The sequence below is a fragment of the Nostoc sp. LEGE 06077 genome, assembly GCF_015207705.1.
Lineage (GTDB): Bacteria > Cyanobacteriota > Cyanobacteriia > Cyanobacteriales > Nostocaceae > Nostoc_B.
On the sequence record NZ_JADEWI010000019.1, the window covers coordinates 79,069 to 103,865 of the forward strand.

The 24,797-nt window shown below is 40.7% G+C and carries 20 protein-coding genes and 1 CRISPR repeat array; of the genes, 9 read left to right on the forward strand and 11 right to left on the reverse strand.

The window, feature by feature from the left end; genetic code table 11:
• Nucleotides 1–121 precede the first annotated feature (121 nt).
• The 3 genes from IQ244_RS14890 (at nt 122) to IQ244_RS14900 (ending at nt 1,976) form a co-directional block, all read left to right on the forward strand.
• Entirely contained in the window at nt 122–631 is a 510-nt protein-coding gene (locus tag IQ244_RS14890; protein ID WP_193895300.1) for a hypothetical protein, read from the forward strand.
• A gap of 142 nt (nt 632–773) precedes the next feature.
• Complete coding sequence (gene rpmF, locus IQ244_RS14895; protein ID WP_015113744.1) at nt 774–947, forward strand: 50S ribosomal protein L32; 174 nt, start codon at nt 774–776, stop codon at nt 945–947.
• 429 nt (nt 948–1,376) lie between these two features.
• Nucleotides 1,377–1,976: a sulfite oxidase-like oxidoreductase gene (locus tag IQ244_RS14900; protein ID WP_193895302.1), complete on the forward strand. Its 600-nt coding sequence runs from the start codon at nt 1,377–1,379 to the stop codon at nt 1,974–1,976.
• Between the two features lie 50 nt (nt 1,977–2,026).
• On the opposite strand, the gene IQ244_RS14905 is transcribed toward IQ244_RS14900, so the two are convergent.
• The 5 genes from IQ244_RS14905 to IQ244_RS14925 form a co-directional block, all read right to left on the reverse strand.
• Nucleotides 2,027–3,409 (reverse strand): aldehyde dehydrogenase, encoded by a 1,383-nt coding sequence (locus IQ244_RS14905; protein WP_193895304.1) that lies wholly within the window; start codon nt 3,407–3,409, stop codon nt 2,027–2,029.
• Nucleotides 3,410–3,532: 123 nt separating this feature from the next.
• Nucleotides 3,533–4,678, reverse strand: a complete 1,146-nt coding sequence (locus tag IQ244_RS14910) for a hybrid sensor histidine kinase/response regulator (protein WP_193895306.1) — start codon at nt 4,676–4,678, stop codon at nt 3,533–3,535.
• 398 nt (nt 4,679–5,076) lie between these two features.
• Nucleotides 5,077–6,573: an amidophosphoribosyltransferase gene (gene purF, locus IQ244_RS14915; RefSeq protein WP_193895308.1), complete on the reverse strand. Its 1,497-nt coding sequence runs from the start codon at nt 6,571–6,573 to the stop codon at nt 5,077–5,079.
• A 168-nt stretch (nt 6,574–6,741) separates the two neighbouring features.
• Nucleotides 6,742–9,078: a phosphoribosylformylglycinamidine synthase subunit PurL gene (gene purL / locus IQ244_RS14920; RefSeq protein WP_193895310.1), complete on the reverse strand. Its 2,337-nt coding sequence runs from the start codon at nt 9,076–9,078 to the stop codon at nt 6,742–6,744.
• 504 nt (nt 9,079–9,582) lie between these two features.
• Nucleotides 9,583–10,068 (reverse strand): allophycocyanin subunit alpha-B, encoded by a 486-nt coding sequence (locus IQ244_RS14925; RefSeq protein WP_193895312.1) that lies wholly within the window; start codon nt 10,066–10,068, stop codon nt 9,583–9,585.
• 138 nt (nt 10,069–10,206) lie between these two features.
• Here IQ244_RS14925 and rlmD point away from each other — a divergent pair, with 138 nt between their 5' ends.
• The 3 genes from rlmD to IQ244_RS14940 all read left to right on the forward strand — a co-directional run bounded on the left by rlmD (nt 10,207) and on the right by IQ244_RS14940 (nt 13,621).
• Nucleotides 10,207–11,565 (forward strand): 23S rRNA (uracil(1939)-C(5))-methyltransferase RlmD, encoded by a 1,359-nt coding sequence (rlmD, locus tag IQ244_RS14930; RefSeq protein ID WP_193895314.1) that lies wholly within the window; start codon nt 10,207–10,209, stop codon nt 11,563–11,565.
• A 432-nt stretch (nt 11,566–11,997) separates the two neighbouring features.
• Nucleotides 11,998–12,447, forward strand: coding sequence for an ATP-binding protein (locus IQ244_RS14935; RefSeq protein ID WP_015113752.1), 450 nt, complete (start codon nt 11,998–12,000; stop codon nt 12,445–12,447).
• Between the two features lie 286 nt (nt 12,448–12,733).
• On the forward strand, nt 12,734–13,621 hold the full coding sequence (locus IQ244_RS14940) for a hypothetical protein (RefSeq protein WP_193895316.1): 888 nt from the start codon (nt 12,734–12,736) through the stop codon (nt 13,619–13,621).
• Between the two features lie 13 nt (nt 13,622–13,634).
• Here IQ244_RS14940 and IQ244_RS14945 read toward each other — a convergent pair whose 3' ends face one another.
• Nucleotides 13,635–14,393, reverse strand: coding sequence for a peptidoglycan-binding domain-containing protein (locus IQ244_RS14945; RefSeq protein WP_193895318.1), 759 nt, complete (start codon nt 14,391–14,393; stop codon nt 13,635–13,637).
• Nucleotides 14,394–14,693: 300 nt separating this feature from the next.
• Nucleotides 14,694–15,035: a DUF6439 family protein gene (locus IQ244_RS32515; RefSeq protein ID WP_228058933.1), complete on the reverse strand. Its 342-nt coding sequence runs from the start codon at nt 15,033–15,035 to the stop codon at nt 14,694–14,696.
• A 77-nt stretch (nt 15,036–15,112) separates the two neighbouring features.
• Here IQ244_RS32515 and IQ244_RS14955 point away from each other — a divergent pair, with 77 nt between their 5' ends.
• Nucleotides 15,113–15,481: a hypothetical protein gene (locus IQ244_RS14955; protein WP_193895320.1), complete on the forward strand. Its 369-nt coding sequence runs from the start codon at nt 15,113–15,115 to the stop codon at nt 15,479–15,481.
• Nucleotides 15,482–15,483: 2 nt separating this feature from the next.
• Entirely contained in the window at nt 15,484–16,875 is a 1,392-nt protein-coding gene (gene asnS / locus IQ244_RS14960; RefSeq protein ID WP_193895322.1) for an asparagine--tRNA ligase, read from the forward strand.
• 156 nt (nt 16,876–17,031) lie between these two features.
• On the opposite strand, the gene IQ244_RS14965 is transcribed toward asnS, so the two are convergent.
• Both IQ244_RS14965 and IQ244_RS14970 read right to left on the reverse strand, forming a co-directional pair.
• On the reverse strand, nt 17,032–17,775 hold the full coding sequence (locus tag IQ244_RS14965; RefSeq protein WP_193895324.1) for a hypothetical protein: 744 nt from the start codon (nt 17,773–17,775) through the stop codon (nt 17,032–17,034).
• Nucleotides 17,776–17,846: 71 nt separating this feature from the next.
• Nucleotides 17,847–19,523: an alpha-amylase family glycosyl hydrolase gene (locus IQ244_RS14970; protein ID WP_193895326.1), complete on the reverse strand. Its 1,677-nt coding sequence runs from the start codon at nt 19,521–19,523 to the stop codon at nt 17,847–17,849.
• A gap of 683 nt (nt 19,524–20,206) precedes the next feature.
• On the opposite strand from IQ244_RS14970, the gene IQ244_RS14975 reads away from it, so the two are divergent.
• Entirely contained in the window at nt 20,207–21,457 is a 1,251-nt protein-coding gene (locus tag IQ244_RS14975) for an HhoA/HhoB/HtrA family serine endopeptidase (protein WP_193895328.1), read from the forward strand.
• A 173-nt stretch (nt 21,458–21,630) separates the two neighbouring features.
• On the opposite strand, the gene IQ244_RS14980 is transcribed toward IQ244_RS14975, so the two are convergent.
• Together IQ244_RS14980 and IQ244_RS14985 are read right to left on the reverse strand one after the other, a co-directional pair.
• Nucleotides 21,631–22,002 (reverse strand): sulfite exporter TauE/SafE family protein, encoded by a 372-nt coding sequence (locus IQ244_RS14980; protein WP_193895330.1) that lies wholly within the window; start codon nt 22,000–22,002, stop codon nt 21,631–21,633.
• 24 nt (nt 22,003–22,026) lie between these two features.
• Nucleotides 22,027–22,992: an acetamidase/formamidase family protein gene (locus IQ244_RS14985; RefSeq protein ID WP_193895332.1), complete on the reverse strand. Its 966-nt coding sequence runs from the start codon at nt 22,990–22,992 to the stop codon at nt 22,027–22,029.
• Nucleotides 22,993–23,349: 357 nt separating this feature from the next.
• Nucleotides 23,350–24,780: direct repeats of the CRISPR family, unit length 37 nt; unit sequence ATTGCAATTCAAACTAATCCCTATTAGGGATTGAAAC.
• Nucleotides 24,781–24,797: the final 17 nt, after the last annotated feature.

A 24,797-nucleotide genomic window follows, 5' to 3' on the forward strand; every position in this document is an offset into this window, starting at 1 on the left:
ATAGTCTAAGAGTTTCTCATGGAACCCTAAAAACTAAGTAATTTTTATTGCCTTTAATTTCAGTAAAAATTCTCAGACAATTTCAATTACAGGCCATTAATTAGTCAGGAGCTTTAAGGTTATGACCAGGAATGTTGCTTACCAACTATCATCGATCATTTCCTGTTTATTTATTAGCCAAGTTGCCAAAAAAATCCGGATATTTCCATTAATATTTTTGCTCCTTTCTAGCCTACCAGTATGGATTGTAGCAGAAGCGATTTCATCACAGATGGTAAGAGCTTACACCGCCAGAGTTGACTTAATTATTGATAGATTACCAGATGAAAACTATGAAACTACACTACGGAGAGCCGAGGCAACAGCTAGAGCAGCCGCGCAACGCAGTTTTGATCAAGATATATTAGCTACAGAAGTATCGATTATTGTTTCCGTACAAAGTTACGGAGCGATCGCCCCAATTTTAGCTTTAGATGTGAGCCGTCCCCAATGGCGTTCTCGTCCTGATGCCCAACGTTGGGCGACTTACTTTAAAACCGCGCGATCGCTTTTATTCTTTGAAACAACCCCCAGCAATCCCGTTAATCTCCCTCCCATCACCACAGTCGCACCAGCAGCTACCACACCGTAATATTTTTCCTTTCAGCGTCCCTCTGCGTTGACCTTAGCGCTCCTTTGCGTTTAAATATTCCTTCATGATGGGGAAGACCATTGCAGATCCCAAGAGATGGCTTAAAATAGAAAGGTTGTCAAAAACTGCGATATCCGCTACTATGGCTGTCCCTAAGAAGAAAACTTCCAAATCTAAACGCGATAAACGTCGAGCTACTTGGAGACATAAAGCTGCTGTTGAAGCTCAAAAAGCTCTCTCCCTTGGCAAGTCAATTTTGACTGGACGTTCTACATTTGTCTATCCTACTCCTGAAGAAGAGGACGAAGAATCATAATTTCCAATTGGGAAAAAAACTAGCATCACCGAAGATTTGAGCGGTGACTTCTACCGCTCAGGCTTTTCGGCAGTTTATCGTAAATTGCCTAATAAATTAAAAAGTTATGCGTGGTGTGCAGCAGCTAATTGGACAAAAAAATCGGTAATGAATAATTCGGAAAATCCGTTATCCATTACCTCTTACCCATGACTGATGATCAGATAATCATAATCAAACAGTAAAGTATCTAGATATCCTAATTATTGGCTGTTCAGCAAAATTAATATTTTTCTCTGCCTGAGCCTATCTGTTGATACTCAGGCTATTTGACACTCTTAGGACTTACGCATAAAGACTACTTATTAAGATTGGGTGTCAGGGTGTAAGCAAGCAGATAATTGGTTTTCACACCCTTACACCCTAAACCCCTACCCCTCAGATGAAAATATGTTAGGAAAGTTTTTTCAAAAACCAGATCAAGCACAGGGAGAACGAGTTCCACCAGGACAACACTTAGCTAAAGGTTTCCCTGTACTCACCTATGGTGCAACTCCCCAAATCAATATAGAAGAGTGGGAATTTCGCGTTTGGGGTTTAGCCAAGCCGGCTGTGTTCACTTGGTCAGACTTAATGGCGCTACCACAGCACGAATTTACAGCAGATTTCCACTGTGTCACCCGCTGGTCAAAACTGGATGTCAAGTGGACTGGTTTTAAGGTGACAGACTTGATGAATCTGATAGAGTTAGAGCCAGAAGCAGCCCATGTGATGGAACATTGCTATGGTGACTATACTACTAACATCGCCATAGAAGACTTTGTACGGGCAGAAAATTTCTTTGCTTTTCAATTATTTGGCGAGCCATTACCCGCAGAACACGGTGGCCCCTTACGTTTAGTTGTTCCCCACCTCTACGCCTGGAAAAGTGCCAAGTGGATTAATGGTTTAGAGTTTCTGAAAAAAGAAGAACTGGGTTTTTGGGAGCGTAACGGCTATCACCGCCGGGGTGAACCTTGGGCTGAAGAACGTTATAGCGGTAGGTTTTGATTTGAGACTTTGTTAGTAAGAGGTGTTGCAATGCAACGCCTCTTCTGGTATTACCCAATTAATCGCTTCAAGAAAGCCAATTTACCTTGATATGGAGCGTAGCGCCATTTTAAATCTACCCAAAAGGAGTTACGTAGGACGCTTTTATGATGAGAAAAGGTATCAAAACCAGCTTTGCCATGATAGTTCCCAATACCACTATCGCCAACGCCACCAAAGGGTAAAGATGAGACACCAAGATGCAGTACTGTGTCGTTAATACAAACACCGCCAGAAGAAGTTTCTTGTAAAACTCGCTGTTGCAGGTTTTTGTTTTGTGAGAATAAGTATAAAGCTAAGGGTTTGGGCTTGGAATTAATTAAGGCGATCGCTTCTGTAATATCTGTATATTCAATTACAGGTAAAATCGGCCCAAATATTTCTTCCTGCATTACTGGGTCTGTTAACGAGACTTGATCAATAATTGTCGGCGCAATGTAGCGTTCTTCTAGTTTGCTTTCTCCACCAGCAATAATTTCGCCTTGATCAAGAAGTTTAATTAATCTTTCACAATGTTTTTGGCTGATAATCCTAGCATAATCAGCACTATTGTAGGGATTATCTCCATAAAATTCTTGGAGGCTGTTTTTCAACCCATTGATTAAATCGGGTTTAATTTTTTGATCAACTAATAGATAGTCAGGCGCAACACAAGTTTGTCCAGCATTAATAAATTTCCCCCAAGTAAGCCGTCTAACTGTATGTTCTAAATTTACATCAGCATCAATAATACAAGGGCTTTTGCCACCTAATTCTAAAGTAACTGGAGTGAGATGTTTGGCAGCTGCTTCCATAACAATTTTGCCCACAGCTGTACCACCAGTAAAAAAGATATGATCAAATCTTTCTGCCAGTAGCTTTTGACTGGCTTCTACACCACCTTCAACTACAGCAATAAACTCTGGTTCAAAATATTTAGCCATCATCTCGGCTAACAAACTAGAGGTAGCAGGTGCAATTTCCGAAGGTTTGAGAATTGAGCAATTACCAGCAGCGATCGCGCCTATTAAGGGTGCAATAATCAAATTAAAAGGATAATTCCAAGGGCCAATAATTAAAACAACACCCAAAGGTTCCGCATAAATCTTCGCTGAGTAGGAAAAAAACTCTAAGGGAACTTCGGCTTTTTTCGGTTTAGCCCATGAGTGGAGATTTTTGATAGCATAATCAATTTCTTTGGTGACACTGATTTCTGTGATGTAAGACTCAAATTCTGGCTTATGTAAATCAGCTTGCAAAGCTTGAACAATAGCTGTTTCGTTTTCAACTATTGCTTGTTTGAGAGTTTGGAGTTTATCTAAACGAAAAGCTATATCTTTGGTTTTTCCAGTTTGGAAAAATTGGCGTTGCTTATGAATCAGCTGATTAATGTTAGATAATTCAGTAGCAATCATGATGTGATCCTCTAGATGTTGTAAATATATTTAATTTGATAATTAACTAAAATAGAAAATAATAAATTATGAGTTAAGCAATCAAAAGATTCCATAACTCATAATTTATCATTTATGATTTTTTTAGGGTTTTATTGGTAAATATACAATAAATTTACTACCCTTACCTAGTACAGAATTAACAAAAATTTGGCCTTGATGTGCCTCGACAATCCGACGAGATAGGTATAATCCTAAACCACTACCAGAACTTTTGTGGCTGCCTTGGCGAAATCGTTGAAACAAGGTAGTTTGTTCTTCAGGCGGAATGCCTGAACCAGTATCGGCTACCACAATATTAATATAGTCACCACTAGGGGTAGATGACGAGAGTCTAGAGACGGAAATTTCTTGATTTTCCTGCACAGGCAAGAGGTGAACTGCTACATAACCAGATTCAGTAAATTTGATGGCGTTACCTATCAGGTTAGTTAACAGGCGGTGTAGTTCTAAGCGATCGCCCATGATACTACTGTTAGTTAATTCCTCTGCATACTCCTGTTTGATAGTTAGAGTTTTAGCTTGTGCTAAAGGAGTGAGTTCTCCAACTACTTCGACGATTAACTGTTTTAAATCAACTGGTTGAAATGCTAGGGTTTTGCGTCCGGCTTCAAATCGATAAACTTCTAATAAGGTATTCACCATCGACAGCAAGTTGGTATTACTACGCGCCATAATGGTGAGTGCTTCGTGCATTTGTGGTGATAAGTTACCTAAAGCACCTTGCTCAAATAGCATTAACATTCGATCTGCGGCGACTAAGGGCGTACGTAAGTCATGGGTGAGGCGGGAAACAAAATCTTCTCGCTGACGGGCAATTTCATCACGCTCATCCATACTATGCTTTAGCCGTAACAGCGATCGCACTCTGGCGAGTAATTCATCTACCGTCACAGGTTTACGAATAAAATCATCAGCGCCCAAATCTAATCCACGTGCGACATTGGGCGCATCGTGAGCCGTAATTAACAGAATGGGAATATATTGCTGCAAATTCATTTCCCCACGGATGCGCCTGGTGACTTCATAGCCATCCATACCTGGCATCATTAAATCCAGCAATACCAAGTCACAGGGGGACGCTTCTAACTGTGTTAATGCTACAATACCGTTTTCGGCAGTGCTAACTACATATCCTTCTTCTTCAAGTATGGTTTTAATTAAAAAAACATTATCTGGAGAATCATCGACAACCAAAATTTTGTCAGGGCGAGGCAATAGTGAACTCATTTGTGAGAAAAGTTTCGGTTAGAGGTGAGTTTTTGAGTGAAACTGCTATATTGCTACCACTTTTTGGTTATTTGTTTTTTATCTAACATTCCGCCATACAAAGTGGCACAGTCAATAATTTTACTTTAATTGTATAAAATTAAAAGTCTATTAAACCAATAGTTAGCTTTTATCTGAAGGCGATCGCTTTATTTCCCACAAGCCTCTAAAAGATGATTTTTGTGATCATTATCAGACATTTATGATCAAAGTTAATAAATATAGCCAGCAAAAAGTTACTATTACAATTTCTATTAGGAAATATAAGTTTTTTATATGATAAAAATCCGGCTATCAGATTACTTCGGTGGTCTAATAGCCGGATATTCTATTGATCAGTGAACTATGTAATTACTGCTTTAGACGACTACCTTCTCTAAAATCAATTTAGAACGTTTCACTTGTTCCGGAATAGTAACCGGGTAATCTCCTGTAAAGCAGGCCGAACAAAAACTATTGGTATCTTCTCTGGTAGCTGTGAGCATTCCTTCCCAACTGAGATAGGCAAGGGAGTTTACTTCTAGTTGTTGGGTAATTTCTGCAACTGATTTAGTAGCCGCAATTAATTGATCTTGACTATCGGTATCAATGCCATAAAAGCAGGGGTGGGTAACAGGTGGGGAAGAAATTCGCATATGTACTTCCGTTGCGCCTGCATCGCGTAAGGCTTTCACCAATTTACGGCTAGTAGTTCCCCGGACAATGGAATCATCGACAATCACAACTCTTTTCCCCGCCAACACATCTTTGAGGGGATTGAGTTTCATCCGGATACCCGACTCGCGCATATTTTGGGTTGGTTGAATAAAGGTTCGTCCAACGTAGCGATTTTTAATCAGTCCTTCACCGTAAGCAACACCAGAAGCTTGGGAAAATCCAATAGCGGCAGGGATACCAGAATCAGGCACACCAAAAACAATATCAGCTTCAACAAAAGATTCAGCGGCGAGTTGTCTGCCTAAGCGCATTCGATAGCTATATAAGCTTTCGTTGTGCATAATGCTATCAGGACGCGCAAAGTAAATCATCTCAAAGATGCACAATTTACGTTGCGGTTGACTCCAGTGGAAAGAGGCCAAACCTTCTTCAGTAATCCAGACTAACTCTCCTGGCTCGACATCTCGTAGATATTCAGCGCCAATAATATCTAAACCGCAAGTTTCCGAAGCCAATACGTAACGAACTGGATTAGTCCCGACAGTTCCAATGACTAATGGACGAATACCATTCGGATCACGGGTTCCCATCACCCCAGTGGGTGTAGCAATGACTAAACTAAAAGCTCCTTGACAGCGGTGAAATGCTTGAATTGCCCCATCTAACCAGTCTGCACCAGCGTTGATTGCTTCGGCGATCGCAAAAGCAATCATTTCTGAGTCAGTGGTAGTGACTAAGTTAAAATTGCTCTTGAGTAATTCTTCGCGCAATTGTGTTGTATTGACAAGATTTCCATTATGTGCAAGTGCTATGGAACCTAAGCGCGTTTCCACTACCGCCGGCTGGGCGTTAACTCTGCGACTAGAACCAGTGGTGGAATAGCGCGTATGACCAACGGCGAGATTTCCTGGTAACTCTGCTAAAACAGACTCGTTGAATACTTGAGACACCAAGCCCATATCTTTGTGCAGGTGAACTTTTGTACCCTCAAAAGTGGCAATCCCAGCTGACTCTTGACCCCGATGCTGGAGGGCATACAATCCAAAGTAGGTCAGTTTAGCAACGTCTTGTTCTGGTGCGTAGAGGCCGAAGACACCGCAAGCTTCTTCTGGCTTGTCAGGACGATTTTCTTGACTATTAATTGAGTTGTAAGTCTGTTCGGGGTATTCATCCGAAGTGACGGAATGGATGGGGATCATGCTGGCTTTGCTCCTGGTGGGGGTGTCAAGTCACTGGGATTATGGCTTTAAGTGGTTACTTGTTCTTAACAAATCTTTAACCACTTATTAAAACAGTACCTTAAGAAGGATGAAGTATGAAGTCTGAAGTGTGAAATTTTAGACTTCATACTGATTACTTGAGACTTTTTATGCTGCTAGGCGTTTGGCGATCGCATTGTTGTAACGATCCTTCATATCTTTAATACTAACTGTGATTAAGGTTTGATTATCAGTAGTTAAAACCGTCAAACCAGCATCGCAATTATTAACCGTGCCTAGTTTTTGCCAATTTTGTCCCAGATGTGCCTGTAAGTATGATTCCCACATTTCTTGTTGTTCTGATCCCACGGAAACAATAATTCTCGCCCCAGCTTCACCGAACAGCACTTCATCAAGACGTTGTAACTGGTTTGGGGAGATTTCTAATGTCACTTCCGCGCCCAAGTTGCCAGCAATTGACGATTCTGCTAAAGCGACAACCAAGCCGCCCTCAGCACAATCATGGGCTGAACGCACCCAACCCTCCCGAATGCCCTCACGGCAAACCTGCTGCACACGGCGTTCTAAGTCATAATTTACCCGTGGTGGTCTGCCAGCTACAGTGTTGTGGATAGTAGCTAAATATTCCGATGCGCCTAATTCAACTTTGGCTTGTACGGTTAACCCTAATAAATAAATGACATCCCCACTCGCTTGCCAAGCTTGACCGCAAATTTTTGTGAAATCAGGAATTAACCCGACCATCCCCACCACAGGAGTCGGATAAATTGGTTGGGGGTTCCCTTGAGAATCGAGTGTTTCATTGTAGAGAGAAACATTCCCGCCTGTGACTGGTGTGGCTAATTCTTGACAACCTTCTGCCAAACCCCGACAAGCTTCAGCCAATTGCCAGTAACCAATTGGTTTTTCGGGGCTGCCAAAATTCAAATTATCAGTCACCGCCAGCGGTTCTGCACCCACACAGCTAAGATTGCGTGCAGCTTCTGCGACAACCGCCTTGGCACCTTCATAGGGATCAAGGTAAACATAACGGGGATTGCAATCTACCGTAGCCGCCACAGCTAATTTGAGATTTTGCGATGTGAGATTGGGGATGGCTTCTAATGGACGTAAGCGAACCACAGCCGCATCTGCACCGCCTGGAAGAGTGACAGTATTATTTTGTACTTGATGATCGTACTGACGGTATACCCAATTTTTCGAGGCGATCGTGGGTGTATCTAGTAAGGTGAATAAAATATCATTCCAACTGTGGCTGCCGATACCCGCAAGTGTACAAGCAGGTAAAGCATCTGCTGTCCATACCCAAGCTTGGCGGGCATATTCTGGCGGTTCTGCTAATAACTCACGCTCGTAAAGCGGGGTGTTTTCTGCCAAAGCATCAGCGGGAATTTCAGCGGCAATTTTCCCGCGGAATAAAATCCGCACAATGGGTTCAGCAATCACTTTACCAGCAACAACTGCCTGAAGTCCCCAACGGTGAAAAATATCAATTAACTCTTGTTCTCGACCTTTGTGGGCAACGAACAGCATCCGTTCTTGAGATTCCGACAGCAAGTATTCATAGGGAACCATGCCAGTTTCCCGCACCGGAATCTTATTTAAATCTAACTCAATGCCGACACCGCCTTTGGCAGCCATTTCGGAAGTAGAACAGGTTATCCCCGCTGCACCCATATCTTGAGCGGCGACAACTGCACCTGTTTTAAATGCTTCTAAACAAGCTTCAATTAATGACTTTTCTAGAAATGGGTCGCCCACCTGCACCGCCGGACGGTCATCCATTGACGCATCACTTAATTCCGCACTGGCGAAGCTTGCGCCACCCATCCCATCGCGTCCCGTAGTAGAACCGACATATAAAACAGGATTACCCAAACCTGATGCGCCAGATTTGACAATTTCCGGCGTTTCCATCAATCCCAAGGCCATGACGTTAACTAGGGGATTACCAGCATAAGCAGGGTCAAAGTAGACTTCACCGCCAACAGTGGGTACCCCAACACAATTACCATAATGGCTGATTCCTGCTACTACACCAGTAAATATCCGTTGGGTTTTAGGATCTTCTAGAGAACCGAAGCGCAGAGAATTTAACAATGCAATGGGACGCGCCCCCATTGTAAAAATGTCTCTGAGGATACCACCGACACCTGTAGCGGCTCCTTGGAAGGGTTCGACAGCCGAAGGGTGGTTATGAGATTCAATTTTAAAGGCCAGTTGTAATCCTTCACCTAGGTCAACAACTCCAGCATTTTCACCAGGGCCTACGAGAATGCGGGGGCCTGTAGTCGGAAATTGTTTGAGTAATGGTCGGGAATTTTTGTAGCAGCAATGTTCTGACCACATTACCCCAAACATTCCCAGTTCTGCTTTGTTAGGATGGCGGCCTAAACGGCGGACAATTTCGGCATATTCTTCTGGCTTAATACCTTCGGCTGCAATTTCTTGGGGAGAAAACGGATCTTTTGGGGTGGTGGTCATGGGAATAATGCACCAAGGGGACAGAAGACTATTTTATAGTTAATGGTCAATAGTCCTTCTCCCTGATCTCAACTCAAACCTATGGCGCTATGGCTCACTTAAGTAGATACCGCTCGATATTAACACTTGAGTGACGACAATCACATAGAAACATGATTGAGATCGTCTCGTTCCCCTAGGCAAATTGGCATAATTACATACAACTGAACTCTAGCCGAGTCATTAATAGGGAACACACTAATCGCCGACAGCTTTGATGAAAATCTGTCGGCTTTTTGTATGTATTTAGGCGTGTAGGGGAAATATGGGAGAAAGACTATTGACCAATGACCAAATAAAATTTCCCCACAGTTGGTTGATAGCTTGACACAGAGATGGCCAAAACCACTACCAATTGTGGGGAGAGTATGATCAAATTAGAGATCTTATCTTGAGAGTGCGAATATTCTGCACTCACTTTAGTAGACAGGAGGCCAAAGCTAAAGAAGCAAAAATTACTTTAGATTAAGACATCGCTTGAATGATGTAATCAAAGTATGGTGATGCTGCTGCTGCGTCTTCTGCACTTAGTAGGTCAAGGGAAGCTTTTTTCAGAGAAGTGATGGCTTCTACCATTCCAGGAACGGGAACACCCAGAGAGTTGTACATTTCCCGCACACCAATTAAACCAATTTTTTCAATTGGTTCTTTGTCGCCAGCAAGTACGCCGTAGGTAATCAGGCGTAGATACCAGCCAAAGTCGCGGATACAGAGAGCGCGTTGGCGTTCACCGTAAGCATTGCCACCAGGTGCAATAAAATCAGGGCGCTTTTGCCAAAGTTGCTTGGTAGCTTCCTGAACTATCTTTTTTTCATTTTCAGCTAAGGTCGCAGCAATGCGCGTCCGTTGCTCGCCTGTTTGCAAAAATTCTTTGATACTTTTGAGTTCGCCACTGCTGGGATAACGCAGTTCGTCGTCAGCTTTGAGAATAACTTGGCTAATTACAGTCATGATTATTGTAATCAGGAGAAATATTATCTGCTAGTTTAACGAGTTGGAGGTACACAGGGGAAGGGAAATAAAAGTATGAAGTATTAAGTGTGAAATTAAACTTCGATCTCTTGACAAATGACTAATGACTTTTGACCAATGACTAATATTTGGAAGCAAGGTGAATTAATTGAAGTTGCGATCGCCGATCTCACTGATACTGGTGATGGTGTCGGTCGTTATGAGGAACGTGTGGTATTTGTACCAGATACTGTACCAGGCGATCGCGTCCAGGTACGCTTATTACACGTCAAGCCTAAATATGCTCATGGCAAACTTATCCAGCTATTGCACCCATCCCCGCACCGCATTCGACCGAGTTGCATTGTGGCTGACAAGTGCGGTGGTTGTCAGTGGCAGCATATTGATTATGAATATCAGCTAGAAGCTAAACGCAATCAAGTTATTCAAGCGTTGCAGCGCATCGGTGGTTTTACTGCACCATCAGTAGATCCTGTATTGACTGCTGTGTCACCTCTGGGATACCGCAATAAATCCACTTATCCTGTCAGTGTTTCTAGTACTGGGCAAGTCCAAGCAGGATATTACCAAAAGGGTAGCCATCATTTAGTTAACTTAAATCAATGCCCTGTCCAAGATTCTCGCTTAAATCCTTTACTCGCTGAAGTGAAGCAAGACATTCAAAAGCGCGGCTGGAAAATTTATGATGAACAACGACATCAAGGACAAATTCGTCATTTAGGTTTACGTATTGGCCGCCGGACTGGGGAAATGTTGCTGACTTTGGTTGTTACTGAGTGGAAGTTAGCGGGAATTACTGAACAAGCCCAGGAGTGGTTGCAGCGGTATCCGCAATTAGTGGGAATTGCTTTAAATCGCAACCCAGAACGGACAAACGCCATCTTTGGGGCAGAAACTCGCACCATTGCAGGTGTTCCCTATCTCAAAGAAAAATTTGCTGATTTAGAATTTCAAGTCCGTCCAGATACATTTTTCCAAGTTTCCACGGAAACAGCCGAAGCACTATTAGAGGTAATTCAATCAGAATTGAACCTCCAAGGAGATGAGGTGCTAGTTGACGCTTATTGTGGAATTGGTACCTTAACTCTGCCCCTAGCCCAGCGAGTGCGCCAAGCAGTGGGTTTGGAACTGCAAGCCGAAGCTGTAGAACAGGCTATTTTGAACGCCGATCGCAACAGTATACATAACGTTACATTTCAAGTCGGTGCGGTAGAGAATTTACTGCCGCAAATGGGAATAATACCGAATGTGGTCATACTAGATCCGCCACGTAAAGGATGCGATCGCACTGTCATCGATTCATTACTGCGATCGAAACCTGCTCGCATCGTTTACGTCAGCTGTAAGGTAGCCACACTTGCGCGTGATCTGAAATTATTGTGTCAAGGAGGTACATATACACTTACACGGGTGCAACCTGCTGATTTCTTCCCACAAACATCTCATGTAGAAGCTGCTGCCTTTCTTGTGTTATGACATTTAAATAAGAGTACTAACTCTTTATCAAAATCTTAAATTGCAAATTTGTAGTCTCTTGCATAGCAACAATGCTAAAATCGTATTAACCTAAAAATAGAAATGATTTTGTTAAAACAACTAACGTTGCATAGACTCTCACTAGTTATGAATCAGGTTGTCTGACATACGAATCGGCAATACAAAAGTCATCCTAATAATTGTAAAAGTTTCCAGCAAATTCCCATTTGCTGACTGCAATAGCAGTTTTTTAAAAGCCGTTTTTATGTATCAACAATCGAATTTCATCAACAGAGTAAATGCTCCCTAGCATTTTCAAAACTTAGTATAAAAGACGCAAGTTTGAAGGCAGCATGACCACCTCCAATTTTGTCAGGGTGCGCGTACAAGCAAACTGATGTCTAGCTAACTGAAAGCTATGGGGTTTCTCTTGTGATTAGTATTTCGCTCCGTCCAGTTGGACGCTATTGGGGCACACTTAGTTTTGCCTCTACTCTCTATCTTTGTCCCATATTAGATTTACTGCTGGCAGAAATTCCAGCTAAATTACAAGCAGAATTGCGGCTAGGACTCCAAGAAGCCTTAGTAAATGCCGCTAAACATGGTAATAATCTCGATCCCAGTAAAAGAGTCGTAGTTCGTTTTTCTTTGATAGATAATCAGTATTGGTGGGTCATATCAGACCAAGGTCAAGGTTTTAAGCCAGAACCAAGTTCTGATGAAGATCCGACAGACTATTTACCATCTGATGAGTCAGAAAGTGGTCGCGGTTTATGTCTCCTGCATCAAATTTTTGATCAGGTGCAATGGAGCCGCAAAGGTACAGAATTAAGATTGTGTAAACAGATGGAAAATCGCCCCCGCTTATCTTTGAGGCGATGAAGAAAGTATGAAGTGTGAAGTGTGAAGTGTGAAGTATGAAATTTAACATTCAGCACGTTTCGGGTACATAAGGTACAAGTGTAAAACCCAAAAATATGTAGAGACGTTATATGTAACGTCTCTACAGTATTGTAATTTCTGTGTCGAGATTGCTCTCTCTATTTTAATGCTGAACAGCTTATTTCATCCTTTTGAATACGTTCTATTTGCTATGTATTCTAAGGAATAAACTATTCTTTGTGGCTTACTTGATGATAAGAGTGAGCAAGTAAAATTAAAAAAATAAATGACGTATTTTTTTTCTGATATTCTTCCTGAAAATGCAGATCGGGCTTACATAAGCATCAGGGATCAGTCACAATATGTGGATGATAAAAAATTTATTGAAGAAATGTGGTTAAGCTATGAGCAATATGCTGATACTAATTTTTTAGAGCAATCAAAGATAGATTTTAATCAGCGTATATGGGAAATGTATTTAGCTTGTTCACTAATATTTCAAGGACTATCTATTGATTCCAAAGATGAAGGGCCGGATATACTGATAGATACAGGTGAATTAAAGATTTGGATTGAGGCAGTAGCACCAAAACCAGGGCAGGGAGTGGATGCTGTATCTCAGATGGAGTTTGGTGTTCTTAGAAAGGTTCCAGATGAGAAAATAAAACTTCGTTACCGTTCAGCCATTGAAGAAAAATATAATAAAAAATATAAAGATTATTTAGCTAAAAAAATTGTTAAGCCTGAAGATTGCTACATTATTGCTATCAATGGAAGTTCGATTCCATCTGCTAGACGTGAGCGTGAAATTCCAAGAATTATTCGCAGTGTTTTACCTTTTGGTAATGAATCCATGAATATAGATACTGAATCTGGTATACCTATAGAGCGATTTTATCAGTATCAAGATAGTTCACGTAAAAAATCTGGTTCATTAGTATCAACTGATATCTTTCTTAAATCGGAATACAGTGGTATCAGTGCAATACTATTTTCATGTATGGATGCACTAAATCGTCCAAATAAATTTGGAGATGATTTTGTGTTGCTTCATAACCCATTAGCAGCAAGGCAGTTACCTCAAGGTTTTATTAAGTTAGGTTGTGAATATTGGGTAGATAACTCAGAATTAAAGTGTATTACTTGGAGTACAGAAGGAAAATCTGATATCTAGCAATAATCAATTTTCACTTAAGTAATTCTGTCCAAGTTTGTTGTCCTACTATTCCATCTGCATTGATACCTCTACTTCTTTGAAATGTAATTACAGCATCTTGGGTAACAAGACCATAGTAACCTGTAATCTCATCCTTAAAGAAACCTAATTTCTTAAGCTTTTGTTGTAATAACTCTACCGCACTACCAGTAGAGTTGAGTTCTAACTTTGGTAACACCTGTTGAGTAACGTTAGTATTTTGATTATTTAGTTGGGTAGGAAGTTTAGTATTAGGTATATTTTGAGTTTGAAGTGTTTGAGTATTGCTTCTCAAAGAACAAACGTACTCTAGTAAATTCTCACCTATTGATTCAGGGATAACAGAATCTAATTTTTCGGGATAAGAATCTAAAGCAGATTCATATCTTTTTTCAATTTCACCTGAAGGATAATATGCTACTGCTTGAATTATTCCTATTTTTTTAGTATCACAGTCTATATAAAAATTAGTAATTTGTTTGGTATATATTTTACCCGGAGAAGAACCATTAAGAGAATATCTAGATTCTTTTGCTTCTCTTTTATACCAGAAAGTTCTATAGTTTTCTTCTCCTTTAATACTATTTACATCTACATAGTAGAAACCATCATCAGTCCTACCAACAATTATCCACTGTCTTGTTGTGAATTGAGCATATCCAGGAATGGCAATAAGCCCTAATTCTATAGATAAAAGAGCAAAAACTACCTTTACTATAAATGTTCGCCCTCTTAGCTTCCAAAATAACATCAGCGTACTTACTAAGTTCGTTTTAATTTCGTTATTTAAGATGATTATTGCTTATCTTCTAAAGAGTCAATATAAATTAAAAGTAAAATTATTTACTTGTGATTGAAAGTTATATTTTTAATTAACTACTTGCTATGCTATTTACAAATATTCATCTTTTGAATTAAAGTGCTACAGGTGTAATTGGACACCTATCAAGATTAAGATATAATAATTTTCTGCAATTGCGAGAAGTTTTTATCTATATCGTTACTTCTCGCAATTCAATTTTGTATTTTAGTGGCGCAAAATAAAAACTGATTAACTTCCTGGTTCCTTGTGTCCATGTGTGGGACATGGAGGCGCAGATATTGATTTATCTAACCAACCGGCGGCTTGTTCTAAGCGGGCGAGGGCTTCTTGTGGCTGATTTTTGAGGAGAAATACTAGAGCCGCCGCAGCTTGTTCACTAGCGCGAGAATTGCGGTTAGACTTGAGGCGATGCCAATCGTTAGGAGAGATGGTGAGTCTTTCCATGAGAGCTTGTGCTAGTTCTAGAGTGCTGAGTTCTACGTGCTGAGTGCTGAGTGCTGTTAGCGGTAGCGGGGCGTTTAGCCCGTGCTGAGTGCTGGGTGCTAAGGGCTGAGTATTAAGAGATTCCATAGCTATAAATTTGGGGATTGACTAGTAACTTTTAACTATTAGCAGAGCTTACATTAATCTTAATTTACTACCAGTCAATGAAGCCGCCGAGAAAGTCATATAATTCTTCGTCTGAAGAAAATCAATCACCAGATTTTGAGCAAGAATTAGCCCAAGTAGAGCGATCGCTCGTCTCCATCAAAGAACGATACACTCAAATTAAGCACGATCAAGAGCAAAAGGCACAATGGCAACAACGCCAGCAGCAATTAAAAGACAATAAACCTCAGACACCAGAAATCAAAGCTGAGTTACGGCAAATTCAAAAGCAGTTGGAATTGTTAGAACTTAACTTAGAAAGCCAGCTATTTTCTTGGCGTAGTTTGAAAAAACCTTTCTGGCAAGTCATACGCTTTGGGGGAATGGGCGTTATCATAGGCTGGATATTAAAATCCTATGCTGGGTAAATATGGTAAATCGACGAATTGCAGAAATATTGCGAAGTGGTCAACCTGATGAGTCTCTTGTAGTTCAAGGCTGGGTAAGAACAAAGCGTGACTTGAAAGGATTTGCTTTTATTGAAGTCAATGACGGTTCATCACTAGCGAATTTGCAAGTTGTCATCAATCAGAATTTGCCAGACTTTGAGGCGATTTTGAAAAAACTGAATACAGGTGCGTCAGTTGAAGTTAACGGCGTACTGGTGGCTTCCCAAGGGAAGGGACAGCGCATTGAATTAAAAGCCGAGGCGGTGAAAGTCTACGGTGAAGCTGATCCCGAAACATATCCTTTGCAAAAGAAACGCCACTCTTTTGAATTTTTGCGTACTATTGGACATTTGCGATCGCGTACAAATTCCTTTGGTGCAGTGTTCCGCGTCAGGAATGCTTGTTCGACAGCCATTCACCAATTCTTCCAAGAACGGGGCTTTTTGTGGGTACACACCCCCATTATCACCGCCAGTGATTGCGAAGGTGCAGGTGAACTATTTAGCGTTACCAATTTAGATCTCAAAAATGTTCCGCGAACTGACAACCAAGCTGTAGATTATAGCCAAGACTTTTTTGCTAAACCCACATACTTAACAGTTAGTGGACAGTTAGAAGCTGAAGTCATGGCGATGGCTTTTTCTAATGTCTATACCTTCGGCCCCACATTCCGTGCCGAAAATTCTAACACCTCTCGTCACCTCGCAGAATTTTGGATGGTTGAGCCAGAAATGGCATTTTGCGATTTAGAAGGTGACATGGATTTAGCTGAAGCATTTCTCAAACATATTTTTAATTATGTGTTAGAAAAATGCCCCGAAGATATGGAATTTTTCAATGAGCGTATTGATAAGACTGTTTTAGCAACAGCCGAGAATATAATTAACAATCAATTTGAACGTCTGACTTATACAGATGCCATCAAGTTATTAGAAAAAGCTGATGTTAAATTCGATTATCCTGTGAGTTGGGGTTTAGATTTACAATCAGAACATGAGCGTTATCTGGCAGAACAACTATTTAAAAAGCCAGTAATTGTTACCGATTATCCCGCGCAGATTAAAGCATTTTATATGCGGTTAAACGAAGATGAAAAAACCGTCCGCGCAATGGATATTCTTGCACCCAAAATTGGGGAAATTATCGGCGGTTCTCAAAGAGAAGAACGTTTAGATGTGCTAGAACGGCGAATAATAGCGCAAGATATGAAACCCGAAGATTTATGGTGGTATTTAGACTTACGGCGGTTTGGCACTGTTCCTCATGCTGGCTTTGGTTTGGGTTTTGAAAGACTTGTGCAATTCATGACTGGAATGGGGAATATTCGTGATGTCATACCATTCCCGCGTACACCACAAAATGCTGAGTTTTAATCGGGAATAAAAAACAGGGTGTAGGTGCAAAATGAAGTCAAAAGTTAAAAGTTAAAAATTCTCTTACTTTTGAATTTTGACTTCTCCGTAGAAATGTAGGTATTTAAAACCCTCACACCCCTTTTTATCACCTGTAACCTATAACCTATAACCTTCTTAACTACAATTAATAGCCGTAGCCGAGTTTACCTTTGTTAAATCACCAGTAAATACGGCTGTGTATTTATAAGGTGATGAACCAGTGCAAGTCATGGAATTTTTATCAGCACGCCGTGGACTCCACCATGAATCTGCAAGTACTTTTAAAGTTGTGCCATTCCACGATAAGTTAGTGATAGCTAAAGAGTTAGTTTTACCATCATTAGGCTTTTTAGCAGTGACAAATGTGGCAGCAGAAACACTACCATTAGTAGGATTAATCTTGGCGATAACGGCTACTTTTGCACCACCACCGTTACCATAAGAAGACAGCCAACCGTTCTTAGCAAAGCGACGAAAATCGTTACCAGTCTGGCTACCGGTTGAAGAAAAAACGCCATACAAAACGTTTCCGCCATCCCATAACAATCCGTAACCTCTACCATCATCAATGGTCGTTTCATAGTCACTGCGACACCATTTTTTCACACCGTTATCAAAGCGAATAATCCGAGGATCTTGGTTCTGGGATGAAACTTGCTGATAACCAATGTAGATAGTTTTTCCGCCAATAGATATCTTCGGCCCGTTTTTCGCTTTGATGCTTGTTTCACTGTCATTGCAGGTAAATGCTACACTTTTAGCGAAAGATGTCTTTATACTAGTTTGGGCAACAGCGTTAGGAATTACTATATCAATACCTAACGCTGCTAATAAACATAAAAATGCTAGAGATTTGGGAAATTGGTGGCGATTAATCATGAGTTGGAAGTAGGGAACCCTGTAAAAAAAGACACCATAACATAAAAATTTCCTCAGCGCCAATCTAATTATTAATCTGACTGGGAAATGAATATCTTGGCGCTATAGCCTGGGATATTAGTTAATAAACCATCTTCACTAAATTTGACTTGACAGTTATCAAACCAATCACACCAAGATTCTGTCATTGGAAAATCTGCAAAGCAATAATCAATGAGATGTTGATCAGAAAAGTTAATGACTACAGCAACTTGAGAACCTTGCTGATGGGAACGAATATATGCTAAGACTTTAGCCTCTTTATTGGTGTGGAAAAACTCAATATTGTTGCTTTGCAAAGCTGGAGTTTGCTGACGTAAAGCGATAAGTTTTTGGTAATGCTGGAATAACTCATTATTTTGGTCATTTGCGAGTAAAGACCAATTAATCTTATTAGGTTGAGTGACGCTTTCACTTTTTTGTTGATATTCACCGAATTCATCTCCCATCCATAGCATTGGTACACCCATTGCTGTCATGAGGATGGTGGCTGCTAATTTAGCTCTGGTAAATGCTGCTTGATCAAAAATACCGCGATCACCTAATTCTTTCAACAGATGTTCACGATCATGGGTGGCTAAATAATTAATGACATTTGTGTTATTAACATAACCTTGCTTTCTCGGATCTAACACCGATATTACTTCTTCTAATGCAACTTTTTCTCCACAAATTAGGGGAATAATAAAATAGTGGAAACTCTCATGCCAACAAGCATCTAATGGCCCATCTGGTTGCACTACAGTGCTAGTATCGGGAATATGTTCGGCAATGTTATAAAACTGCTTTGGTGCGGCACTTTGTTTTGCTATTTGCGCCAACCATTCTAAAAATTCAAAGTTAGCTAATTGGCGCACAGCATCAAACCGAATACCATCAATGTGATATTCCTCAATCCAAAATTTGACTACATCACCGATATATTTCCAAGCAGGTTTGATATTTAATTTTTCATCATAATTATTATAGTTAAACTCTGGCCCCCAATAATTGTCAGGGTCTTCAGGATAGTGTTTATGTTCGTAATACCAATAATTTCTGTCAATTAGCATTAACGGACATTCTTCATCTGTGTGATTATAAATTCCATCCAGAAAAACCCGAATGCCTCTACTATGACATTCATCAATAAACTGCTTTAATTCTGCTGTAGTTCCATAGCTAGATTCTGTAGCGAAGAAATGGCGAACTTTATAACCCCAATTATAATCACCTGGATATTCATTTACGGGCATTAATTCAATAGCGTTGATGCCTAATTCACAAAGATGATCTAGTTTGGCGATCGCTCCTAAATATTTACCTCGTTTATCAGGCTCAACTTCATCCCCAGTAAAATCGGCAATGTGCAATTCATATATGACTAATTCCTCATTCTGCGACAGAGGATTATCATCATACTGCCAAATATATGTATCAACAATTCGTTCACCATTTTTAATCTGAATTACACCATATTCTCTGGCTTCATCAATATCTGTGGCATAGGGATCAATCACATCTACCCATTCATTCATCTCAAACTGCGGACTTTTTGTTTGCACCCGAAATTTATATGAATAAATGTCATCTTCTAATGGTATCTGAGTCTGGAAATAACCATTTTCAGTTTTTTCTAATGGGATATCTTGCCAGTCAGAAAAAGAACCAATTAAAGTTGCCTGTTCATTCCGGGGAGCAAATAATCTAAATTCAATTAAGTTTGCCATTCTAATGAGATATATACTTGCCAAAATAATGTTTTTTAATTCTGGACTTTAGCAGCCATAAAAACTTCTTTCGGAAGTTATAAGAAATAACGATGAATCAACAAGCTTAATTTCCGAAGATAGAGATAAGTAGGTAGACATAATCATTTAGAAGACGCATTTCGACTTCACTCAATTCTTAGAACACCAATTCAGTAATCCTGGAAGAACCTCTCCCCCGTCCCCTCTGTCTTGAAAAGTTTTGCGCCGGGAAACCCGGACGCGCAAACTTTTCGCTCCGAGTCGGAGAGGGGAGTTAAGCTACCCCTTCCCTACTAGGGAAGGGGGCTGGGGGGTTAGGTTTTTGATTAGTGAATCGATGCTTTAGTCGCCTGACTATAGAACTTACGCACAAAGATGGTCTGTGAAGATTGGGTGTAGGGGTGAAAGGGTATAAGGGTGTAAGGATTTGAGATACCTAAACCCCTATAAACTTGTTAAAACCCTTGATTTTTCGTTTTTCTGCGGATACTTTCTAGCCGCGCGTTACAAGCCTAAATCCTCTCACAGCGGTAAAATACCCCAAGGAAGGCTCTTGACTAGGAAAATTTTCACATTTTCACATTAATGCTATAACTCCGTAACAAAAGTGTAATAAACGCTGTCTACATTAGTAATAGATTCAAATAACTTTTCAGACAGCAATGCAAAATCAAATACCAGACGGAAATAACCCATTAAATAGCAATTTAGATACCAAATACCGCAAACAAGCGTCTTGGAAGAAAGCAGCAGCTTCCTTATCGCTAGTGTTGTTAGGATCTGGTATGACCTTGACAGGTGGTTATCTTGCTAACCATAAGTCGCAGGTGTCGGAAAGTGCATCGAATTTAGCATTGAGTCGCGTTAATGCTGCACCACCAATTGTGGCTGGTACAGATCCTAATTTTGTCACTCAGGTAGTACAGAAGGTAGGGCCAGCAGTCGTGCGGATTAATTCTTCCCGCACCGTGAAAACACAATTACCAGATGAGTTCAACGACCCACTTTTACGCCGCTTTTTTGGGTCGCAACTACCAGAAAGCCAAGAAAGAGTAGAGCGTGGTACTGGTTCTGGGTTTATTATCAGTGGTGATGGTCGAATCCTTACCAATGCTCACGTTGTTGATGGTGCTGATACAGTGACAGTCATCCTCAAAGATGGGCGGAGTTTTCAAGGTAAGGTTTTAGGAAAAGACGAATTAACTGATGTTGCGGTTGTCAAAATCCAAGCCGACAATTTACCAACAGTCACAGTGGGTAACTCCGAGCAATTGCAACCCGGAGAATGGGCGATCGCGATCGGTAATCCTTTAGGCTTAGATAATACAGTAACTACAGGCATCATCAGCGCTACTGGACGCAGTAGTAACCAAATTGGCGCACCTGATAAACGTGTAGATTTTATTCAAACTGATGCAGCAATTAATCCTGGTAACTCTGGCGGGCCACTACTCAACGCCCGTGGTGAAGTAATTGCGATGAATACAGCTATTATTCAAGGAGCGCAAGGTATAGGCTTTGCTATTCCTATCGCTACAGCGCAACGTATTGCTAATCAACTGATATCTACAGGTAAAGTCGAGCATCCTTATCTGGGAATACAGATGATTGGGTTAACACCACAACTAAAACAAACTATTAATTCTGATCCTAATAGTGGTTTGAGTATTGATGAAGATAAAGGTGTCTTAGTTGTGAAAGTTATGCCTAATTCACCAGCAGCCAAAGCCGGACTACGTGCAGGTGACGTTATTCAACAACTCAACGGTAACGCTGTTACAGATGCAGGTAGTGTGCAGAAGGCAGTTGATAGCAGCCAAATTGGCGGAGATTTGCGCTTAGAGTTACGCCGTAATGGACAAACCTTGAATTTATCTGTGCGTCCTGGTGCTTTTCCTACTCAGGTGCAATGATGAGTGCTGGTAGCGGTAGCGGGGCGTTTAGCCCGTGCTGAGTATATCTTCAATATCAAGGGTTTGGGGCAGTTAGTAGGACTTTCAAGATGGTAGGGGCGTAGGCTGCGCTTATGCTCCTACACCCTTACACCCATTCTTCACAGATAATCTTTGTGCGTTAGTCCTGATAATTATCGGAAGAACAAATATCTTCCACCTATCAGCAATAAAAAGATGCCATATAACTTCTTCATGGTTTCACTGCTAATAAATGGTTGATTGGCAAATAATGCACCAAAAAGGTTGCCGACTACTAAACCAAGCGCAATCATGACTGCATATTTAATGTTGATGTTGCCGCTACGATGGTAAACTGCTGCGCCTAAAATCCCAATAGGTAAAATTTGGGCGGCGATGGATGTACCAGTGGCAAATTTTTGATCCATTCCTACCAAAAGTACCATTGCTGGAACCATAATTGCACCGCCACCAATACCAAACATCCCACCAGCAACGCCAGCAGCTAGACCGATGAGCAGCATTTGTACAAGAATATTAGACATACAAAGTATTTGTTTTGTGTGGAATCACAAACTAATTTTATGTGACAAGATTGATTTGGGTAACATTCCGTGAACACCTTTTTGGGGACTATTCACAACTTGGGTGATGCGAAAATTCACGGCTAAACTACATAAAATATATGCATCTTCTGCTGATAAATTGGCAAAATGTTTTAAAAAATCAATCATATTGATTAAAGCTTGTTCTAGGGCTGCATCTAAAGTTTGAGCAAAGCCCATTGTGATGATGTCTGTGGGGGTTTCGGCTATGGGTGTGGTGAGTGATAAATCTTTGCGAAGTTTGAGGGAGATTTTACCGTTCATGGAAGTCTCAATGGCGGTAACATTTACTTCCCCATCGCCTTGGGCGGAATGTCCATCACCCAGAGAAAATAATGCCCCTGACAGGTAAATGGGCAAAAATATCCGAGAACCTGCTTGGAGTTCGCGGTTATCGATGTTACCGCCGTAATCACCAGGGGGAATAGAATTGCGATCGCTTGCAGGAGTCGCCACACCAAGAATACCAAAAAATGGTTTGAGGGGAATTTTAATCCCACTATTGGCGGGAAATTCGGCGATATTATTAGCTAAATCTAAGGGAATAAATCTCAATGCAGGTTGGGTAAACTGCTCTGGTAAAGCTCCCCAACCTGGACGAATAGCGTTAAACCCAACTGGTAAACGAGGTGCGATCGCTTCTAATCTTACCTCTAATACATCTCCTGGTTCAGCATCGCGCACATAAATCGGCCCTGTGAGTAAATGCGGCCCCCCAGCAATTTTCCGTTCGGGTGGTAGATTTTGGCAGATATCCACAAACTCTGGGGTGAGAAACTCTGGCGGTGCTTTGTCGTAAATGTAGTAACCTGTGAAGGTTTCCACATCAATGGTGTCGCCAGAATCAATCGTCAGTGCTGGTGCTAATAAATGGGAGAAGCCACCAAGATGCACTGTTTCTTTGGTGGCTTTTAAGATGTGGTGGGTCATTACCGCGATTCTGTGCAAGATTATTGCTTAGAATAGCGGATTAGCTGTGGTAAATCTTGATGTAATATCGAAATACCTGACTTTTGAGAACAGTCGGATATATCGACAGCGTAAGACAAAATTTCGCAAAATGCGCGGATGGGTAGGTGTAGAAAATCGCCTTTGCTCAACAATGGCTGGATTCCTTTAAGGACAAGCTTTTAGAGAAAATTTTAATTGAAATTATCCGCGCACCTTACACAGTCTATATTTCAGCTATTTCATGTAAATCAACTGACATTTCACTATGTTAGAATTAACCCATCCGCGAAACCGCACCTTGAAAACTAAATACAGTAAGCTTTTCCGGCTCCCGCTATTGCAATTCAAACTAATCCCTATTAGGGATTGAAACAGTCGGCAGTATCGGAGGATTTTTTGCGCTTTTGGATTGCAATTCAAACTAATCCCTATTAGGGATTGAAACTTCATACTCTATCTGAGGTATTGATAGATTTTGATTGCAATTCAAACTAATCCCTATTAGGGATTGAAACAAAAGCTATTGGGCATAGAGAAAATGAAAAATAATTGCAATTCAAACTAATCCCTATTAGGGATTGAAACTCGCAGTATTAATTACGAACTACGAATTACACTAAATTGCAATTCAAACTAATCCCTATTAGGGATTGAAACTTTCACAATACCAAAGGCACAAACTTGCAGGGGCAAAAAATTGCAATTCAAACTAATCCCTATTAGGGATTGAAACCAGCGATCGCTTGATCATCGCCCTTGGTCTTGGATTGCAATTCAAACTAATCCCTATTAGGGATTGAAACGAGGATTTGGAAAAACGATAGTTACTAGTATAAGGAGATTGCAATTCAAACTAATCCCTATTAGGGATTGAAACATCTTCCTCATGTTGCCAGCTAGGACTGTACGTCATTATTGCAATTCAAACTAATCCCTATTAGGGATTGAAACCTATTGGCAGGCATTCCTTGTGCAGAATCCAGCTTGCTGGCATTGCAATTCAAACTAATCCCTATTAGGGATTGAAACGTTGAATTCCAACTCAATTCCAAACTCAATCCCCGCAGATTGCAATTCAAACTAATCCCTATTAGGGATTGAAACTGCTGATAGTGTGGCGATCGCATACTACTTCCAGCCCTGAAATTGCAATTCAAACTAATCCCTATTAGGGATTGAAACAAATTAATCGATTCATATTTTTGGTATGTATTCACTGATTGCAATTCAAACTAATCCCTATTAGGGATTGAAACCAGCATCTATTGAAAGAATAATAGAAAGTGACCCTGTTCATTGCAATTCAAACTAATCCCTATTAGGGATTGAAACGGAATATTTTGGCGGTGGGACACACCGTTGCAGTCTGTGGAGATTGCAATTCAAACTAATCCCTATTAGGGATTGAAACCATGAAACCAGTAATATTTTCGACATTGTAAAGGCGATTGCAATTCAAACTAATCCCTATTAGGGATTGAAACCTGCGAAAAACGTTGAGGTCGTTCAACGTCAAATATTGCAATTCAAACTAATCCCTATTAGGGATTGAAACATGATTTTTTATCGGGGTCAACGGTGAATTTGTAATTGCAATTCAAACTAATCCCTATTAGGGATTGAAACAAGTTTGACACTCAAATAAGCGCCAATTTGTGCATTGCAATTCAAACTAATCCCTATTAGGGATTGAAACAATTAGTATTTTTCAATAACTCAAATCATGCTAAATTGCAATTCAAACTAATCCCTATTAGGGATTGAAACGAGCGGCGGCGGTGGGG